The 19331-nt window shown below is 44.6% G+C and carries 15 protein-coding genes; 7 read left to right on the top strand and 8 right to left on the bottom strand.

The features are described 5' to 3' along the window. Positions 1–159 precede the first annotated feature (159 nt). From FFF34_007920 to FFF34_007900, 5 genes are all read right to left on the bottom strand, one after another. Entirely contained in the window at positions 160–1062 is a 903-nt protein-coding gene (locus FFF34_007920; GenBank protein ID TSD67990.1) for a prephenate dehydratase, read from the bottom strand. A 353-nt stretch (positions 1063–1415) separates the two neighbouring features. After that, a complete protein-coding gene (locus tag FFF34_007915; GenBank protein TSD67310.1) occupies positions 1416–1937 on the bottom strand; it encodes a transposase in 522 nt (173 codons plus the stop codon). Between the two features lie 95 nt (positions 1938–2032). Then, on the bottom strand, positions 2033–2911 hold the full coding sequence (locus FFF34_007910; GenBank protein TSD67309.1) for a sterol desaturase family protein: 879 nt from the start codon (positions 2909–2911) through the stop codon (positions 2033–2035). Between the two features lies 1 nt (position 2912). After that, positions 2913–3971, bottom strand: a complete 1059-nt coding sequence (gene aroB, locus FFF34_007905) for a 3-dehydroquinate synthase (GenBank protein ID TSD67308.1) — start codon at positions 3969–3971, stop codon at positions 2913–2915. Further along, positions 3972–4178, bottom strand: coding sequence for an RNA-binding S4 domain-containing protein (locus FFF34_007900; protein TSD67307.1), 207 nt, complete (start codon positions 4176–4178; stop codon positions 3972–3974). A gap of 87 nt (positions 4179–4265) precedes the next feature. Between FFF34_007900 and FFF34_007895 the strand changes: the two genes are divergently transcribed. Further along, a complete protein-coding gene (locus tag FFF34_007895; protein ID TSD67306.1) occupies positions 4266–5468 on the top strand; it encodes a proline dehydrogenase in 1203 nt (400 codons plus the stop codon). Here the strand turns inward: FFF34_007895 and FFF34_007890 are convergent, their stop codons facing one another. Then, complete coding sequence (locus FFF34_007890) at positions 5469–6101, bottom strand: HAD family phosphatase (GenBank protein ID TSD67305.1); 633 nt, start codon at positions 6099–6101, stop codon at positions 5469–5471. 51 nt (positions 6102–6152) lie between these two features. Next, positions 6153–7799 (bottom strand): PAS domain S-box protein, encoded by a 1647-nt coding sequence (locus FFF34_007885; protein ID TSD67304.1) that lies wholly within the window; start codon positions 7797–7799, stop codon positions 6153–6155. A 289-nt stretch (positions 7800–8088) separates the two neighbouring features. Between FFF34_007885 and FFF34_007880 the strand changes: the two genes are divergently transcribed. The 6 genes from FFF34_007880 to FFF34_007855 all read left to right on the top strand — a co-directional run bounded on the left by FFF34_007880 (position 8089) and on the right by FFF34_007855 (position 18717). Beyond that, a complete protein-coding gene (locus tag FFF34_007880; GenBank protein ID TSD67303.1) occupies positions 8089–8676 on the top strand; it encodes a hypothetical protein in 588 nt (195 codons plus the stop codon). Between the two features lie 141 nt (positions 8677–8817). Next, complete coding sequence (locus FFF34_007875) at positions 8818–11142, top strand: DUF1553 domain-containing protein (GenBank protein TSD67302.1); 2325 nt, start codon at positions 8818–8820, stop codon at positions 11140–11142. 5 nt (positions 11143–11147) lie between these two features. Continuing rightward, the gene (locus FFF34_007870) at positions 11148–12602 is read left to right on the top strand and encodes a DUF1501 domain-containing protein (GenBank protein ID TSD67301.1); all 1455 of its coding nucleotides are present in this window, start codon (positions 11148–11150) and stop codon (positions 12600–12602) included. Between the two features lie 124 nt (positions 12603–12726). Beyond that, positions 12727–13752 (top strand): 6-bladed beta-propeller, encoded by a 1026-nt coding sequence (locus tag FFF34_007865; protein TSD67300.1) that lies wholly within the window; start codon positions 12727–12729, stop codon positions 13750–13752. Between the two features lie 18 nt (positions 13753–13770). After that, positions 13771–15927, top strand: a complete 2157-nt coding sequence (locus FFF34_007860; GenBank protein TSD67299.1) for a cytochrome C — start codon at positions 13771–13773, stop codon at positions 15925–15927. 63 nt (positions 15928–15990) lie between these two features. After that, entirely contained in the window at positions 15991–18717 is a 2727-nt protein-coding gene (locus FFF34_007855; GenBank protein ID TSD67989.1) for a Bacterial alpha-L-rhamnosidase, read from the top strand. A 6-nt stretch (positions 18718–18723) separates the two neighbouring features. On the opposite strand, the gene FFF34_007850 is transcribed toward FFF34_007855, so the two are convergent. Continuing rightward, entirely contained in the window at positions 18724–19170 is a 447-nt protein-coding gene (locus FFF34_007850; GenBank protein ID TSD67298.1) for a DUF1569 domain-containing protein, read from the bottom strand. Between the last annotated feature and the right edge of the window lie 161 nt (positions 19171–19331).

Below are 19331 nucleotides of genomic sequence, written 5' to 3'. Positions count from 1 at the left end.
TTATTGTTGTGATTTCACCGATTTAGGGTGATTTTACAGATTGTTTTTTTATGTTGATTTTTTGATTGCTGTTTTTTTGTGATTTCACCGTTTTGAGATGATTTCACCGATTTCCATTTTCCCGGATTTACCGACTTCGGTCTCTGCCGACTCATCCCGCTATTCTATTTTCTTTACCGTTATATATCTTTTAGTTTTTTCGGGTACTAAGGGCTTTGCGGTAGTCTCTTCTTCGTGCCTTATGTATTCGCCCAAAATGTTAAAGTTGTGCGTATATTTTAATATTTGCCTTATGGCCGAATCGTAGTTGCGGGCATCATCCCACTCAACATCTACGTAAAAATTGTATTCGTTGCGTTTGCCCAATACCGGCATGCTTTGTATTTTACTCATGTTCATGTTTTCCTGGGCAAATATGTTTAGCACCTTAGCTAACGAGCCTACCTGGTTACTCACCTGGAAACATAGTGATGCTTTGTTGGCCCCGGTTTTCTTTTTGGCGTTTTCGTGATTGGTCAGTATCAAAAAGCGGGTAAAATTCTTTTTGTTAGATTCTATCCGGCGTTCCAGCACATCCAGCCCGTATAGGTTAGCAGCCAGGGTATTGGCAATGGCCACGGTATCTGTAAGCTGTTCATCGCGGATGCGTTTTGCACAGGCAGCGGTATCGTTGCTTTCAACAATTTTTAGATGCGGGTATTCGTCAAAAAAATCGATGCACTGGCGTATGGCAATAGGGTGCGATGTTACATATTTAATGTCATCAAACTTTACACCCGGTAAAGCCATCAGGTGCAGTTGTATGGGCACATAAACCTCGCCCACCACCGGAAAACTGTAGCTCATCATCAGCGAGTAGTTGGGCAGTATGCTGCCGGCAATGCTGTTTTCAATAGCCATTACCACATAATCGGCATCGTTGTTTTGCAGCGCCTCAAATGTTTGCTTAAAAGAGTTGCACTCAACAGTGTGTATTTTTTCGCCAAAATACTTAAACGCTGCCTCTTCGTGGAAGGATGCGCGTATGCCTTGTATGGCAACTCTTGGTTTTTCGGTTTTCATCATTGTGTTAAAGCAAAAAAGTCCCGGCTTATTAGGCCGGGACTTTTTATTTTTGTATGTTTTGTTAGTACATATCAGTCCCGGCTCTTACTGGTAAAGTAAAAGTAGAAACCATAAAAATATGCACGTGAATTGTTCATTGTTTTTGTTATGCCGTAAATGTACAAGTAAAAATCATTTTGTCAATAGATAATTTTATTTTTTATTAAAAAAATAACGCTAACAAAATATTATTGGGTAAAAGGTGCGGTTTGCTTACTTTGGGGTAACAAAAAGTTAAAGGAAAATGCCTAATCCGCCCATCCAAGCGTCAACGCTTGGATGTAAAAAGAATGTAAGCGTCCTCGCTTACATTAATCAATTACTTTTAAAGGGCTTTCAGGATTCGCGCTGCTGTACCAAAACTCATGTGCCGAACCTACAAAACCAGCTTTAACAGGATTTTCATGTATGTAATCTATTTTTTGATCGATCACGGCCGGGCTGTACAGTAATATAGGATGATTGCCGTTTTGCCAAAATTGATGGTTGGTGTTTAAAGGGTTAATTTTGCCGGCCCAGTTGAAGGTACTTATCATCCACTTTCGGCGGCTTTCCTGCTCGTTATTCATTATCAGCTTGGCCAGTTCTTTTGATGTAAAAGTTTTAAAATCTCTCAATACATCACCTAACGAGCCTTCTGATACATTGGCGACCAAATGAATGTGATTGGTCATTATCACATAAGCATAGATATTAAGTTTTTTATGCTGCTGACAATGGGTTAAGCTCTGTACTATGAAATCATTATATAACCTGCGTGTAAAAACGTCTATCCAGTTTACAACTGTTAGCGTAACAAAATATAACTCGTCTGTTGAGGCGTTTCGGGACATTAAATAAATATGGGAATTTATTTTTTTATGTAAGCGTGGACGCTTACATTTTTTAGGGGGTTCAAGCGTGGACGCTTGAACCGGCGCATATTAACTCACCCTTCCCGCTGCAATTCCTTAGCCGTTTTTGTACTACCGTCGTGGCTCCAACCGGGTGGGTTAAGCACATATTTAAGTTTATTGGCTATGCCGGGGGCGTTTTTTACATCGTGCAGCAATGCTTTCCACTCGTGGAACAGCACGTTTACCGGCCCCAGATCGTCGGGTTGTTTTGTAAGGCCGTACTTAACGGGTTCGTCGGCATCCTCGGTTTGGAAAGTGCCGAAAAGCCTGTCCCAGATGATCAGCAACATCCCCATATTTTTATCCAGGTAACGCAGGTTTGATGCATGGTGCACCCTATGATGCGATGGGGTTACAAATATATACCCATACCATTTTGGCAGCGGTATGTGGTATTGGGTATGTACCAAATTGCCGTATAGCTGCGTAACCAAATAAGCATATAAAATATCAATAGGGTGAAAGCCCATAATTGCCAGCGGCAAATAAAAAAAGGTGCGGTACAACGGCTCAAACACGGTAGAGCGGAAACCCGTTGTAAAATTGAAATGCTGTGATGAGTGGTGCGTTACATGCATGGCCCAAAAAAGGCGGCAATAGTGGCCCACATAATGCAGTACCCAGTATAAAAGATCCTGCACTACTACCAGCACAAACCAGTAGGCTGCAACATTAGCAATACTAAACAGCCTGAACTTGTAAAAATAGCTCAGTATAAAAAAAGTGCTGCCATTTACCGCAAGGTTTAGCAAAAAGGCAAGTGTGGTTAAGTAAATGTTGGTTAGGGTGTCGCGCTTTTCGTAATAGTGGCGGTTTTCGCGGTAGCTAAACCACATTTCGGCCAGGGTTAGCAGCACCAGCAAGCCAACCAGTATTACTACAGCTTCGGTACGTGCGTTCGGATCGGGCATGTTATAGTTGAGCGTAATATTTTAAGCTATCGCAAAGTTCGTCTTCTGTACAAATATTGTCAATGCTAAAATCGCCGATATGTTTTAGTAAGGTACAATTAATTTGGCCCTCCATGTTCTTTTTGTCCTTTTGCATCAGGCTGTATAAAACAGAGTGGCAGGTGTCGGGGATGTCGTATTTAGGGTATAACTTGGTTAATACCGCTACAATTTCGGCCAGTTGGTTATCTGGCAGGCCCGCTTTTTTGTTAGATAGCCATGCCTCGCATATCATACCAATGGCAATAGCTTCGCCATGGGTTAGGTGGTCATCATCGTTTAACAAGGAGTTGGTTTCAACGGCGTGGCCTATAGTGTGCCCAAAGTTAAGCGCCTTGCGTATGCCTTTTTCGTGCGGGTCTTCAATAACTACCGCGTTCTTTATCTCTACCGACCGGTGTACCAATTCTATAGAAGGGATGGTAAGGTCGCTTGTTTTAAGTTCGTTCCAGTAATCGGCATCGCATATCAGGCCATGTTTCAGCATTTCCGCCAGGCCCGATAGTATTTGCCTTGGCGGCAGGGTCTGCAAAAAGTCGCCTACCATAAATACCGCTTTGGGTTGGGTAAACGTACCAATAATGTTTTTTATGCCATTTACATCTACCCCAGTTTTACCACCTACGGATGCATCTACCTGCGAAAGCAGGGTAGTGGGCATTTGCACAAAGTCTATCCCCCGTTTGTAGGTTGATGCTATAAAGCCGCCCATATCGGTTATTACACCGCCGCCTAAGTTTAACATCAGTGCTTTGCGGTCGGCGCCAAAATCTATCAGCATTTGCCAAACGCCAATGCAAAAATCAATGGTTTTGCTTTCTTCGCCGGCGTTTATCTCTATCAGGTCAAAATTGCCTAAGGCATCTAATTGCGCCTGTATCAGTGGCAGGCAATGCTGCCCGGTGTGCTCATCTGTAAGTACAAACACACGCGAATATTTGCCCTGTTTAATAAAGTTAAACAGTTGGTTCACGCTATCTTCAAAATATATGGGGTAGTTATCGCTAAGTATGGTTTCCATTTATATCACCTTGATCTGCTGACCTCTAAACGTTACTATATCGCCGGGCACCACTTTAAGGCGTTTGCGGTAATCTACCTCGCCATTATGTTTCACTTCGCCCTCGCTTACAACTATTTGTGCCTCGCCGCCGGTTTGCACCAGGCCGGTAGCCTTAAGCAGCTGTATCATCTGTATATAGTCGCCGTTTACCTTAAATTCGATCATGGGTGGCAAAAATAAACTATTCGTGCAATAATGAGTTATCATTTTATAATTTTGCAAACTTCATGGAGTTAATAGTCATAGCACTACATGCTCAAACAGAACAATAAATACATGAGTCCGAACGACAAATTATCCTTCGAAAATACCGAGATCGCTTTCCGCCATTCATCCAATACCGACCTTAACCGCGCCTACTGGCTGTTTAAGGTAATAAACGTTAACTTTTTAGTAAAAATAGGCCCGCCAATAACCAACTTCGCTGTAAAAGTAGGTTTGCCTATTAAGGGACTGATAAAGGCCACCATATTTAAACATTTTTGCGGCGGCGAAACCATTGCCGAGTGTAATAAAACTATAAAAAACCTGGCCGACGGCAGTGTAGGTACTATTTTAGATTACTCGATTGAGGGCGAGGACGATGAGACCGTATTTGATAACACCCGCGACGAGATCATCCGCACTATTGAGCGTGCCGCTAAGGATAAAGCGGTGCCGCTTACCGTATTTAAGGTAACAGGTGTTAGCCGTTTTGCCTTATTGGAAAAATTAGACGAAGGCTTAAAACTAAGCGTTGATGAGCAGCTGGAATGGCAAACCGCGCAGGATAGGGTATTGGCTATTTGCGAAATGGCTCATTCTGTAGGTGTACCTGTGATGATAGATGCGGAAGAAAGCTGGATACAAAAAACAATTGATGACCTTGCATTAAACATGATGCGCTTTTTTAATAAAGAAAAGTGCATAGTATATAACACCTACCAGCTTTACCGCCACGATAAACTGGCATCGCTGGTGGCCGACCATACTATAGCAACCACCGAGGGCTTTATTTTAGGGGCCAAAATTGTAAGGGGCGCTTATATGGAGAAAGAACGCAAACGCGCCGAAGAGCGTGGCTACCCATCGCCCATACAACCCGATAAGGCCGCTACCGACCGCGATTACAACGATGCTTTGGTATTTTGTGCCGATAGCGTAAAAGATTTAGCCTTTGTTGCTGGCACACATAACGAAGATAGCTGCCGCCTGCTTGCCGACTTGCTGAATGACAAGAAAATAGACCACAAAAACCCGCATGTATACTTTTCGCAATTGCTGGGCATGAGCGATAACCTAAGCTTTAACCTGGCTAACGCTAACTACAATGTAGCCAAGTATGTACCTTATGGCCCAATAAAAGCAGTGTTGCCTTACCTGTTCCGCAGGGCACAAGAGAATACGGCTATTGCAGGCCAAATGAGCCGTGAGCTTAGCTTGATAGTAAAAGAAAAGAAACGCAGGAGCAAGTAATTAAACTAAATGTTCGCGCTTAGCAAATTTTTGCAGCGTATCGGGTGCAGTCATCAAAAAAGTTTGGATACCTAATTGTGTGGCACCCTCTAAATGTTGTGGGCTATCATCAATAAACAGGGTTTCTTCGGGCTTTAGGTTGTTCTCATTTAACACCTGCTCAAAAATGTGCAGTTCGGGTTTGCGCTTGCCCACCAGGTGCGAGTAGTATGTTTTCTCGAACAAATGCTCGTTATCATCAAAACCAAATTCTTCCTTCAGGTACTTCATAATGTACTGGTAGTGTATATCGTTGATATTGCTCAGTAAAAAAGTACGGTATTTGGCTTTAAGCTTCAATAAAAGCTCGTGGTTCCCTTCTGGTATGCCTAAAAGCAGGCTGTTCCAGGCATCGGTAATTTGCTGGTCGGTAATGGCGGGATTACCTATTTTTTGTTTGATGTAGGCTATAAATTCGGGGCCCATTACTTCGCCGCGGTCAAATTTGTCAAATATAGGGTCCTGCTGGCGGTGGCCGTAAAACTCGGCGGCATTGCTTATGCCAAGTTGCTCAAACGCTTGCTGCGCCTTGCGGAAATCAATATTAAATATAACGTTGCCGTAATCGAAAATGATGTTTTTGATATTTTGCATGCTGTAAAACGTATGCGCAAATATGTGTAAATAATTATTGAGGAGGCCTTATCAGGAAGCTTTTTTTACACCGGCTACATCTTCAAAAACGGGCTGTTTTTCTATAACGTCGTTAGATTTATGGCTTATCTGCCTGATAATATCATCTAACTCGTTGGTAGATATGGTTAAATAATTAAATATCTCGTCTTTCTCAGTTTCGCTGGTGGCATTTTTAAACAGGGTAATGAGGCCCATTATACGCGCCAAAGGCGCCCTTACCATGTGCGATTGCATCCAGGATATCTCGCGGAATATTTTGTTTTGGTCTTCAACCGTTTTTAAATAAATTTTACGTGCAGTAACATCGCGCCCGGTAATACAAACGCCGGTTACCTTACCATCGCTGTAAACAGGCGTTAGGGTATAACGTATCCAATATACCAATTCGTTTGTTTTCCGGTGCTTGCGGTCATAATCTATAATCTCGCCATTATAAACCCTGTTAATCAGGTTATGAAAATACGGCCTGCGTGAAGGCTCTACAAAGTCGAAAATTATTTTGCCCGTTTCAAACTCCGTAAGCTCTTTATTAAAGGTCATAAACTCCTGTGCCTTTGAGTTGAATAGCTTAATACGGCAGGCAGGGTCTAATAAAACAAAACCATCGGTCGAACTTTCAAAAATGGCTTTCAGGTTAGTTTCCGATTCTTTTATTTTTAAGTTGGCATTAAAAATCTCCAGTTCGTCGGCAAGGCTATCGGTTATATCGGTAGCTAACACCAGGCGTATGTCGCGGCCATCCAAATGCAATGGGTTACTTTCAATTTTTACATATATATAGTCGCCGTTCTTTTTTATATGTTGCGAGTGCCCGTCAAAAAATATATTTAACTCCTTATTTTTTTTCACCAGATCCTCTACACTGGCAACTTGTTCGGTAGGCCGTATATCCCTAATGGTCATGGCTAAAAATTCGCTTTTGCTATAGCCGTAATGCCTTACGGCGGCATCGTTAACATCCAAAAAGTATAAAGTTTCGGTATCAAAAAGCCACATGGGCAGTGGGCTTTTATCAAAAATATTTTTATAACGCTCCTGCAGGTTGCTTTTGTTGATGATAGTTATTTGCAGGCTTTTAAATATTTTATTGATAAGGGCTACAAATACCAGGCTTAAAAATACCAGGTTTGAACTGAATGCCAGCCACGCAGCGCCGCTGTATTGCTTTATTAGCATGCTGTTAAAAAGCCTGTACTCTATTACAAAGTAAAAGCATATTAATATGGCAATGTTGGTTAATATAGACCGGTAGGCATATAAAACAGGCGATATGAGGCTGATGATGATAGTGATGGCAAACAAATAAAAAATACCCGGCCCCACATACCCCAGGTTATTAATTAAAACCACCGCCAATACATAAAACAAAGCTGTAATTAAAACCTTACGTTTTTTTAAAGATAGCTTATTAGAAAAAGTGATGAACACCAACAGCAGCACGCTTAATATATCAGTAATACCAACGGCTATTAAACCATCCCTAAAAGATAGGTATATACCCGGCACGGCCGCTATTAAACTTAGGGGTAGGCAATAAATTAAAAAGTTTAAAAATAGCTGGTCTTTCCAGTAATCTAATTCTGTTTCGGCATCATTTAAATGGGGTAAAAGTTTGCCTTTTATCAAATGCTCATACCGCGCCAGCCATCTTTTCATTATATACAATTGAGCATTTAGTTTATGTATACGTTGTTAATTATAACAGGGTTATTCTTTTTGGGAATATTTTTTTAATATTTAATTAAAGCATGTTACAATTAGTATAAATATACCGTCAGAACAAATAGCTTGTATCACATTTAGTGAAATTTACTTTATAAAATATAATTTAAACCACGTATTAGCTTTTTAGTTAATTGTATAGGATGAAGCACTTATTTTAAGGGTATTTTTTGACATATATGTTTTTATATATATGTTTACTTAAACCTTATTAATAATATTCATGAACTATACCCAGGAAGAATTGCAGCGCTCATCTCACGAGTCGGCTTTTCAATTATACGCTACTTACTATTTGTACGCCATAAGGGCACGCAATAAAGAAAAATACATACAAGCTATTACCTTACTGGGTTTTTTGGTGCCGGTGATGGTTGCGGGTTTAGTAATATCATACAGTTATACAGGCACATTTGCTAAGCTGTATTTGCAGTTGCTGGCCCCTGTTGCCCTGGTGCAATTAATACTATCGGCCCTGGCATTAATATATAAATGGGATGATAAGCGTAACTATTACCTCGAGAGCGCTATAAGCAACAGGCAACTGTACGACCAGTTTACCCACCTGGCCAAATTCCCGCATCCCGAAATGAAGGACAACACCCACGATTTTGAGATACTGATTTACAAGAGCCGCGCCCGCGAAGACCAGGACGATAAATACCCGCTTACCGATAAAGAGCTTAGGCGCGGTATGCGTTATGCGTTGCGTCAGTACCAAAAGGCATGCTCGGGCTGCGGAGTAGTACCCACATCAATGGAATCTACCGATTGTAATGTATGCGGTAAGTTTAACTTTTACAACGTGTAACATTTTTGTATATAATTAGCTGTTAAAGCCTGTTAGCTTATTTTTATTTAAGCGGCAGGCTTTAATTGTTTTAATCACACTTATTTTTTTATAATTTTAAACTAATTATACACTTAAGTACCTTTTAGCTAATCTGTTTATATGTCTCGAAAGTTATATTATATGTGGCTGGTTTGCATAGGCTGTGTTTTATATAGCCTTTCGGCTTGCCATCGTTCGGTATCGGGCGCAGATGGGGAAGAAGAAGTGCCTGATAAGATTAGCTACAACTTTAATGTGCGACCCATTCTGTCAGACAAGTGTTATAAATGCCATGGGCCAGACGCAGGCCACCGCGAGGCCGACCTAAGGCTGGATATCCCCGAAAGTGCCTATAAAGCCTTAAAGGATAACCCCACTGCGCATGCCCTGGTACCCGGCGACCCAATGATGTCTGAAGTGTATCGCCGCATATCTACCAAAGATACCTCGGAGCAAATGCCTCCTATATCATCAAACCTGAAAAGCCTAAACCCATACGAGGTCGAGATCATAAAAAAATGGATAAAGCAAGGCGCTAAGTACGAAAAACACTGGGCCTTTGCCGCGCCAAAGCCACAGCCTGTACCACAGGTTGATAACAAGGAATGGCCTAAAAACCCCATCGACAATTTTGTACTGCAAAAAATGGAGCAAAAAGGTTTGGAACCCAGCCCCGAAGCAGATAAAGAGCGTTTGCTTAAACGCATAAGTTTAGACCTTACCGGCCTGCCGCCAAGCCTTAAGCTGATGGACAGCTTTATGGCCGATAAAAGCGCTAATGCTTACGAAAAAGTGGTTAACCAGTTAATGGCTAACCCTGCTTATGGCGAAAAAATGGCACTGCACTGGCTGGATGTTGCCCGCTATGCCGATTCGCATGGGTACCAGGACGATAACTACCGAACCCAATGGCCTTGGAGAGATTGGGTTATACATGCCTTTAACACCAACTTACCTTACGATAAATTTATTACCTGGCAACTGGCCGGCGATTTGATGCCCAACGCTACCAAAGAGCAGTTATTAGCCACAGGCTTTAACCGCAACCACAAAATAACCGAAGAAGGCGGCGTGATTGACGAGGAGTACCGCGTAAGCTACGTTACCGACCGTACCAATACCTTTGGCAAGGCCATGTTGGGCATTACACTGGAGTGCGCCCATTGCCACGACCATAAGTACGATCCCTTTTCACAAAAGGAGTACTATCAGGTGTTTTCGTTTTTTAACAGTGTGAAAGAAGCGGGTCTGCAATCAACCGTTGGTGGGCCCGAAACCTTTGCTAAAAGGCCCATGATGCAAATAACCAATGCCGACGTTAAAAGCGTGTTAAAGTTTATTAATAAGCAGGATACCGGCAAACTCATTGTATCTATTATGGGCGATAGCGAGGTGGTGCGTAAGTCATACATCTTAAAACGCGGCAATTACGATACCCATGGCGACGAAGTGCAGCCCGGTACGCCAAAATCTATATTACCCTTTGATGCCAAATTGCCTAAAAACAGGCTGGGCCTTGCCGAGTGGATGTTTGATAAAAAGAACCCACTTACCGCGCGTGTATTTGTTAACCAAACCTGGCAGGAGTTTTTTGGCAAGGGCATAGTAAAAAGCTCGGGCGATTTTGGCATGCAGGGTGACCTGCCTACCCACCCCGAACTGCTGGACTGGCTGGCAGTTGATTTTATGAACCATGGTTGGGATATGAAACGCCTGGTAAAGCAAATTGTAATGTCGGCAACTTATAGGCAGTCGGCGGCAATAACGGCTAAAGCATTAAAAACCGACCCTGAAAATACATACCTGGCACGCGGGCCGCGCTACCGCTTACCCGCCGAGTTTGTGCGCGATATGGTTTTGGCAAGCAGTGGCTTGCTAACGCGTACCATTGGCGGCCCAAGTGTAAACCCTTACCAACCACCCGGCCTTTGGGAAACCGCAACATCGGGCCGGGGTATATTGGCTAATTATAAGCAGGTACACGGGCCAAATTTATACCGTCGTGGCATGTATACCTTAATTAAGCGCACGGTTCCGCCTGCATCATTAGGTATTTTTGATGCCAGTAACCGCGACCAGTGCGAAGTAAAACGCCTGCGCACCAACACCCCGCTGCAGGCGCTTGTAATGCTAAACGACCCTACCGTTTTAGAGGCATCCCGTGTGCTGGCGGCCAAATTATTGCAGGATAACAGCCAAACCAAAGATAAAATTATAAAAGCGTTCCGCCTGGTGTTGTGCCGCAAGCCCAACGAGCGCGAACTGGCGCTTTTAACCGATTATTACAACAGTGAGCAACGATCTATAAGCCAAAAGGATGCAAATAACTTGTTAAGCGTGGGCGAATACCCTGTGCCGCTTAACATGAATAAGATAACCCTTGCTGCCATGATGAAAGTGGTAGATACCTTGTATAATTTAGAAGAAGCGATAACTAAAACCTGATAGCTATGGACAAGAATTTTTTAGAGCACGGCCTTAATATCAACCGCCGCCGATTTTTGTCGAGGCTTAGCCTGGGTATTGGCAGCGCGGCATTAGGTTCGTTGCTTATACCTGATCTGTTTAGCGGAGGCGGCGAAAGCGAGGCTGATTTTATACCGGGCATACCCAATTTCGCGCCAAAGGCTAAAAGGGTCATCTATCTTTTTCAGGATGGTGCGCCATCGCAGTTAGAAGCCTTTGATTATAAGCCCAAACTGCGCGAAATGATGGGGCAGGAGCTGCCTGCATCGGTAAGGGGTAACCAGATACTTACCGGGATGACCGCCAAGCAGGCATCGTTCCCGCTGGTAGGTTCGTTTTACGATTTTAAGCAGTACGGCGAATCGGGTGCCTGGGTAAGCGACCTCTTTCCGCACATTGGTAAAATAGCCGATGATATCTGTATCATCCGCACCATGAATACTGATGCTATTAACCACGACCCGGCTTTAACATTCTTCCAAACCGGCGCGCAGCAGGGCAACAGGCCCAGCATGGGCTCCTGGGTGAGTTATGGTTTAGGTAGCGAGAATAAGAATTTACCGGCTTTTACCGTATTACTATCAAAAGGGAAAGGTAACGGGCAGGGCGTATACTCTAAACTGTGGAGCAATGGCTTTTTAGATTCTATACACCAGGGGGTGCAATTTAGCAGCAGCGAAGACCCTATACTATACTTAAAAGATCCTAACGGTTTAGACCGCCACGAACGCCGAAAAATGCTGGATAATATTGCCGCCCTTAACGATATCAGCTATAAGGAATTTGGCGACCCCGAAATAAACGCCAAAGTGCAGCAGTACGAAATGGCCTACCGCATGCAAACCGCCGTTCCCGATATTATGGATGTTTCAAAAGAATCGGACAATATCATAAAAATGTATGGGCCCGATTGTTTGGTGCCCGGTACTTACGCCGCCAACTGCCTGCTGGCCCGTAAACTATCCGAAAACGGGGTAAGGTTTGTGCAGTTGTACCACCAGGGCTGGGATCAGCATGGTAACCTGCCGCAGGAAATGGCCGGTCAGGCAAAAGATGTTGACCAGGCGTCGGCAGCATTAGTTACCGACCTTAAGCAACGCGGCCTGCTTGATGAAACGCTGGTAATATGGGGCGGCGAATTTGGCCGTACCAACTACAGCCAGGGCAAGTTAGAAAAAGCCAACTATGGTCGCGACCACCACCCGCGCTGCTTTAGCATATGGATGGCCGGCGGCGGTATAAAACCCGGTATAGTATATGGCGAATCGGACGAGTTTGGGTATAACATTGTGAAGGACCCGGTGCACGTACACGATTTTCATGCCACTATACTGAACCAGTTAGGTATCGACCATAAAAAACTAACCTACAAAAGCCTGGGCCGCAGATACCGTTTAACAGATGTTGCCGGCAACGTGGTAAAGGGGATAATAACATAGAGGTTAGAGATTAGAGATTAGATATTAGAGTTTAGAGTTTGGATTTTAAAATTTAGGTTTTAGAGTTTAGAATTTAGGCTTTAGATTTTAGAATTTAGCGTTTAGCATTTAGAATTTACCAATAATGGAAAGAAGATCATTTATTAAACAAACCGCGCTTGTATCGGGTAGTTTTTTTATCGCTAAGGATATGCTGGCAAAAAATGAAGGTCCGGTTTACGGCCATGGTAACATGCGTTACCGTATGGATAAGGATTGGAGCAAAGCCGATTCGCAAAAAAATCCGGTTAACGATTGTCACGAGATGGTGCAGGATGCCAAAGGCCGCATATTGCTGTTAACCAACGAGACAAAAAACAATGTGCTTATCTACAATAAATCGGGCAAGCTGCTGGATACCTGGGGTACTGAGTTCCCGGGGGCACATGGGTTAACCTTGTTTAACGAGAATGGTACCGATGTTTTGTTTATAACCGATACCGTAAAGCACCAGGTATATAAAACCACTATTGATGGTAAAATACTAATGACCATTGATGTACCGCTGGAAACCGGCGTTTACAAAAAAGCCGAAGAGTTTGTACCTACCGAAGTAGCGGTAAACACCAACGGCGACTTTTACATTGCCGATGGTTACGGTGCGCAATACGTTACCCATTACGATAAAAATGGCAAGCTGATAGCCTATTTTGGCGGCAAGGGCGAAAGCGACGAACATTTGGATAATGCCCATGGTATAGTGATAGACCGCCGCCAGGGCACACCAACGCTGCTGGTTACCGACCGCACCCGCCACTGCTTTAAACGCTTTACAATGGATGGCAAACTGCTTGAAATTATAAAGCTGCCCGGTGCCTGTGTTTGCCGCCCGGTTATAAAAGGCGACCATTTATACGCCGCCGTACTGCGCTCGCCCGAACTATCGGCCGAGAATAGCGGTTTTACCACCATATTGGATAAAAACAACAAAGTGGTATCAAACATAGGCGGTACCGAACCGGTATATACCGATGGCGTTTTGCAGCCAATGGCGCAAGCCGAAAAAATATTTTTAAACCCGCATGATGTATGCGTGGATAACGACGAGAATTTATACGTAGCGCAATGGGCATCGGGCAAGGTGTACCCTTATAAATTTACAAGGGTTTAATTAGTACGGTTGTAATTTATGAGAACCAGCCACAAGGGTTTTGCCGATAGCGTACTTTTTGCACTCAACATATTCATCATCATTTTATTGCTGGCCGGCGATAGCCTGGCTGTGCCGCTATGGCTGCAGCCGCTTGGCCGCATGCACCCGTTGGTGCTTCATTTCCCTATTGTGATACTGATGCTGGCCATGCTGATGGAGTACTTCCGTTTTAATGCCGCATTTGTTAACGAAAAGCTATACCAAACCTTTACAGATTATTTGCTGGTATTAGGGGTAATATTTTCGGCAATTACGGTTATTATGGGGCTGTTCCTATCGCGCGAGCCGGGGTACGATGGCAGCCTGCTGCAGTGGCACAAATGGTTTGGCGTAAGCGTGGTTTTTGCAGGCTCGGGCTTGTACTTTGGGCGCAATACTGTAAGGTATAACGCGGCCATAGCTAAGGTGGCGGCCGTTGTAATTGTTTTATGCCTGATAATTGCCGGGCACTTTGGTGCCGACCTTACCCATGGCGAAGATTTTGTTTTAGGGCCTATCCTGAAAAAGGAAGACGATAAAGTGCCTATTGATAAGGCCCTTGTTTTTAAAGATGTAATTGAACCTATTTTTAAAGCCAAATGTATTAGCTGCCATAATCCCGATAAACTAAAGGGCAGCCTGCTGTTAAGCACAACAGCCGGTGTATTAAAAGGCGGTAAAAACGGTAAGCTGTTTGTACCCGGCCAACCCGAAATTAGTTTATTGCTACAGCGTGTGCATTTGCCCGAGGATGATAAAAAGCATATGCCGCCCACCGGCAAGCCGCAGTTAACCGATAAGGAAATGCTGATACTTTACCTTTGGGTAAAAAGCCACCCGGATATTAAAAAGAAGGTGATAGACCTGCCCGCTACCGATTCGTTACGCTTGTTGGCTGCTACGGTACTTAAACCTGCCGAAAGCGAAGAGGAAACTTATGACTTTGCCGCTGCCGACGAAAAGGACATCAAAAAGCTGAATAACAACTACCGGGTGATATATACACTTGCGCAGGAGTCGCCGGCATTGGCGGTAAACATCTACAATAAAAGTACCTACAACGTAAAGGTTTTGCAGGAGCTTGATCCGCTTAAAAAGCAGGTGGTATCTTTAGATATGAACAAGATGCCTGTAAAGGATGCCGACCTTAAAACCATAGCCCAGTTTGAAAACCTGCGCCATCTTAACCTGAATTTTACAGATGTCACCAATAATGGCTTAAGCGCTTTAACCGGATTAAAGCATTTAAAAACACTGTCGTTGGCGGGTACCGGTATCAACGGGGGAGCTGTAAAAGCATTAGGCGGCATCAAAACCTTAAAAGAATTGGCTGTTTGGGGCACAGGCATAAACGACGAGCAAATGGCCCAATTACAAAAGGCCAATAAGGGCCTTAAGCTGATACAAGGTTTTAAAGACGATGGCAAACCCATTAAGCTAAATAATCCGCAGCTTAAAAACACCTCGGTTATATTTGACGGCTCTGCCGAATTGCAATTGGCTCACCCGATTAAGGGGGTGCAAATACGCTATACAACCGATGGCACCGGGCCCGATAGCGTTAAATCGTCCCTGTATAAACCGGGCATTATGCTCACCCAAAACACCACCATAATGGCACGTGCCTACAAAGCCGGTTGGCTGGGCAGCGATAACGTGCAGTTTAGTTTCTACAAAAATACCTACACCGCCGATAGCATACGCTTTAGCACCCCGCCCGATGATAAGTACAAAGGCGATGGCCCAAAAACGCTGATAGATAAAGAGCTTGGCGGCACAAATTTTGGCAACGGCAAATGGATAGGTTCTCAAAAGGATGTGGCGGTAGTAATGCTGTTTAAAAAACCTGTTACCGCACAGTCGGTTGCCTTAAACACCATGCGCAATATTGGCAGCCAGATATTTTTGGCCCAAAGTATTGAAGTGTGGGGCGGGGCAGACGAGCAGCACCTAAAGCTGTTAGGCAACCTAAAAGTGGCCCCGCCTAAAAAGGATGACCCGTTTGGTGTGGTTGGCCTTACCTGTAAGCTAAATACAAAACAGGCGGTATCGTGCATAAAGCTAATAGCAAAACCTCTTAAGGTGGTACCTGGATGGCACCCTGCAAAAGGCAAACCCGGCTGGGTGTTTATAGACGAGGTATTTGTAAATTAGCCGTTATTACTACAAAAAAGCATACGGGTGGTCAATAAACTTATTTTTTCGGTGTTGCTGCTTATGGCGGTAACAGGTGTATCTGCGCAGGTTTCGGTAAAGCAAACCAGCGTAGATGAGCAGGCTAACCCGGTAGGGATAGATAATGTGCAGCCCGTGTTTGCCTGGCAGCTTAGCGCGGTAAAACGCAATGTAAGGCAACAGGCATACCGCATATTGGTGGCCGATGACCCCTTGTTGCTTAGTAAGAATGAAGGCAATATATGGGACAGTAAAAAAGTGCTGTCCGGTGCATCTATACAGGTGCCTTATAAGGGCGTAAAGCTATCATCAGCAAAAAGTTATTACTACAAGGTTAAGGTATGGGATAACGATGGCCGTGCATCTGCCTGGAGCAAGCCAGCCAAATGGCAAATGGGCCTGCTAAGCCCTGCCGATTGGAAAGGTGCCCAATGGATAGCCTATAACCGCATGCCCGACTCGTTGTACCTAGTGCCCGCGCTTGAAAATCCTGCCGACGAAAGATGGAACAAGGGCAAGGATATTTTGCCCCTGCTGCGCAAAGAGTTTGTTTTAAATAAGGCGGTAAAGAAAGCGACCATATTTATTACGGGCATGGGCCAATTTGACCTAAGGCTGAACGGCGCGAAGGTAGGCGACCACTTTTTAGACCCAGGCTGGACAAAGTATGATAAGCATGCCCAGTATGTTACGTTTGATATAACCGATAGCTTAAAAAAAGGCAGAAACGCGCTGGGGGTAATGTTAGGTAATGGCTTTTACTACATACCCGGCGATAGGTACCACAAACTGAAAGGTGCCTACGGCTACCCAAAAATGATATGCAGGGTGCTGCTGCAATATGCTGATGGCACACAGCAGAATATAATAAGTGATAATAGCTGGAAAGCCACGCCCGGCCCGGTTACCTATTCGAGCATATATGGGGGCGAGGATTACGACGCTACCCTATACCGCCAGGGGTGGGACAAGCCGGGCTTTGACGACCACAATTGGCAAAAGGCCATAACGGTTGATGGCCCGCCGGTGTTAGAGGCGCAAACGCAATACCCTTTAAAAACCTTTGATGATTTTGCCGCGGTAAAGGTTAGCCAGCCAAAACCGGGCGTTTGGGTATATGATATGGGGCAAAACGCCTCGGCAATACCTTACATTGCCTTAAAGGGCAAAAGCGGTGCAACCGTTAAAATAACCCCAGCGGAATTACTGGACAATAACGGACTGGTCTTGCAAGCCCCGGTTGGCCAGCCGGTGTACTTTAACTATACCCTTAACGGCGCAGGCACACAGCACTGGTCGCCGCAATTTATGTACTATGGCTTTAGATACATACAGGTAGAAGGTGCCGTACCCACGCAACAACCCAACCCCGACCTGTTGCCGGTAATAACCGATATAAAAAGCCTGCACACCCGAAACAGCGCACCGGCAATTGGCTCGTTCAAGTGCTCAAACGATTTGTTTAACCGCACCTTTAAACTGATAGACTGGGCCATACAAAGCAACACAGCCAGTATATTTACAGATTGCCCTCATCGCGAAAAACTGGGCTGGCTGGAAGAGGCGCACCTGGTGGGTAGCTCGATAAGGTATAATTATGATATAGCCACCCTATGCCGCAAAGTGGTAAAAGATATGATGGTGGCGCAAACACCCGATGGCCTGATACCGGATATAGCGCCCGAGTACGTACAGTTCCAATCCGGCTTTCGCGACTCGCCTGAATGGGGCAGCAACGGCATTATTATGCCCTGGTATTTATACCAGTGGTATGGCGATAAACAGATACTTGCCCAAAGCTATGATATGATGACCCGTTATGTGGCCTATCTTGAAAAACGCGGCGATAAGCATATACTTAACTTTGGCTTGGGCGATTGGTATGATATAGGGCCAAAAGATCCTGGAGAATCGCAATTAACGCCAAAGGGCTTAACAGCTACAGCTATTTATTACTATGATTTAACCCTGCTTACCAAAATTGCCGGGATATTGGGTAAGGCAGATGATTCACAAAAATACGCGGCCCTGGCTGCCGAAGTGAAGCAAGCATTTAACAATAAGTTTTATAACTCGCAAACCAACCAATATGGCAGCGGCAGCCAAACTGCAAACGCTATGGCGGTGTACATGGGCCTGGTAAGCGGGGGCGATAAACCAAAGGTTGTAGATAACATTATTAAAGATATACGCCTGCACAACAACGGTATAACCGCCGGCGATATAGGCTACCGCTATTTGCTGCGTGTGCTGGACGATGCGGGCCGGTCTGACGTGATATTTGACATGAACAGCCGCAGCGACGTACCGGGTTACGGCTACCAATTGGCGCAGGGGGCCACCGCACTAACAGAATCGTGGCAGGGCAACCGCATATCATCAAACAACCACTTTATGCTGGGCCACTTAATGGAGTGGTTTTATAGCGGGTTAGGCGGCATAAGGCCCGGGGCGGATGGTTTAGCCTTCAAAAGCATCATCATCAGGCCCGAGGTGGTTGGCGATGTTAAATACGCCAGTGTGAGCCACAGATCGCCCTACGGCATCATCAGTAATAGTTGGGAAAAGGCGGGCACAGGTTTTAGCATGCATACGGTTATCCCGGATAATACTACAGCGGTTATATACCTGCCTGCCAATAAACAAAGCCGGATAACCGAGGGTGGCAAAACCCTTAGCAACCGCACAGGCCTAAAAGTATTAGGTTATGAAAACGATAAGCTGTTGATACAGGCAGGGTCGGGCAGTTACAGTTTTGTTGTTAAATAGCGGCGGCTAAACATTAAACTGCCGCAGGTGGTGGTCAGTATGCTTATATACAAATTGGCCCACCTGCTCGCGGGTCATGTCGCCAAAAAACCAATGTACCAGCCCCGGGTTCGAATAAGTGGCGTAGGCTTCTGTGAGGGCTATCCACCGGGCCTTTTCGGCGGCAACATCTCCGGTGGTTTGGCTTACTATAAAGTGCGGGCTGGTAGGCGCGTTGTGGCCCATGGGCGTTTCGTCCTTCAGCATGTTTTTTAATGCCCACTTGCCCAAAACGCGGCCCAGCAAAGTACGTTTGTATACGGCATGGCCCAAATACATCTCTTCGGCCAAAACACAATGTTTCAGCATCTGATAAATGTTCATTTTGCCCCATAGCGGAGTGCTGTTTTCGTTAAGCTGGTTTATCCTGTTAATAAGCTGGTCCCTGGTGTCTTTGTCAAATACTGTTTTCATTGTGGCTATTGGTTATTACAAAACTATAATAATAATGGTACCCCGGGTAGTCGGATCATGACAATATAAGAGGGCAAATGCGACAAGCGGTCGTCGGGCTATCTGTGGTATCGGCCACTCTTTATTTTTCAACGCCAAAAAAAAATACCCTTTGTTACTTG

The organism is Inquilinus sp. KBS0705 (assembly GCA_005938025.2).
Lineage (GTDB): Bacteria > Bacteroidota > Bacteroidia > Sphingobacteriales > Sphingobacteriaceae > Mucilaginibacter.
This window is presented reverse-complemented; position numbering and strand designations above follow the sequence as displayed.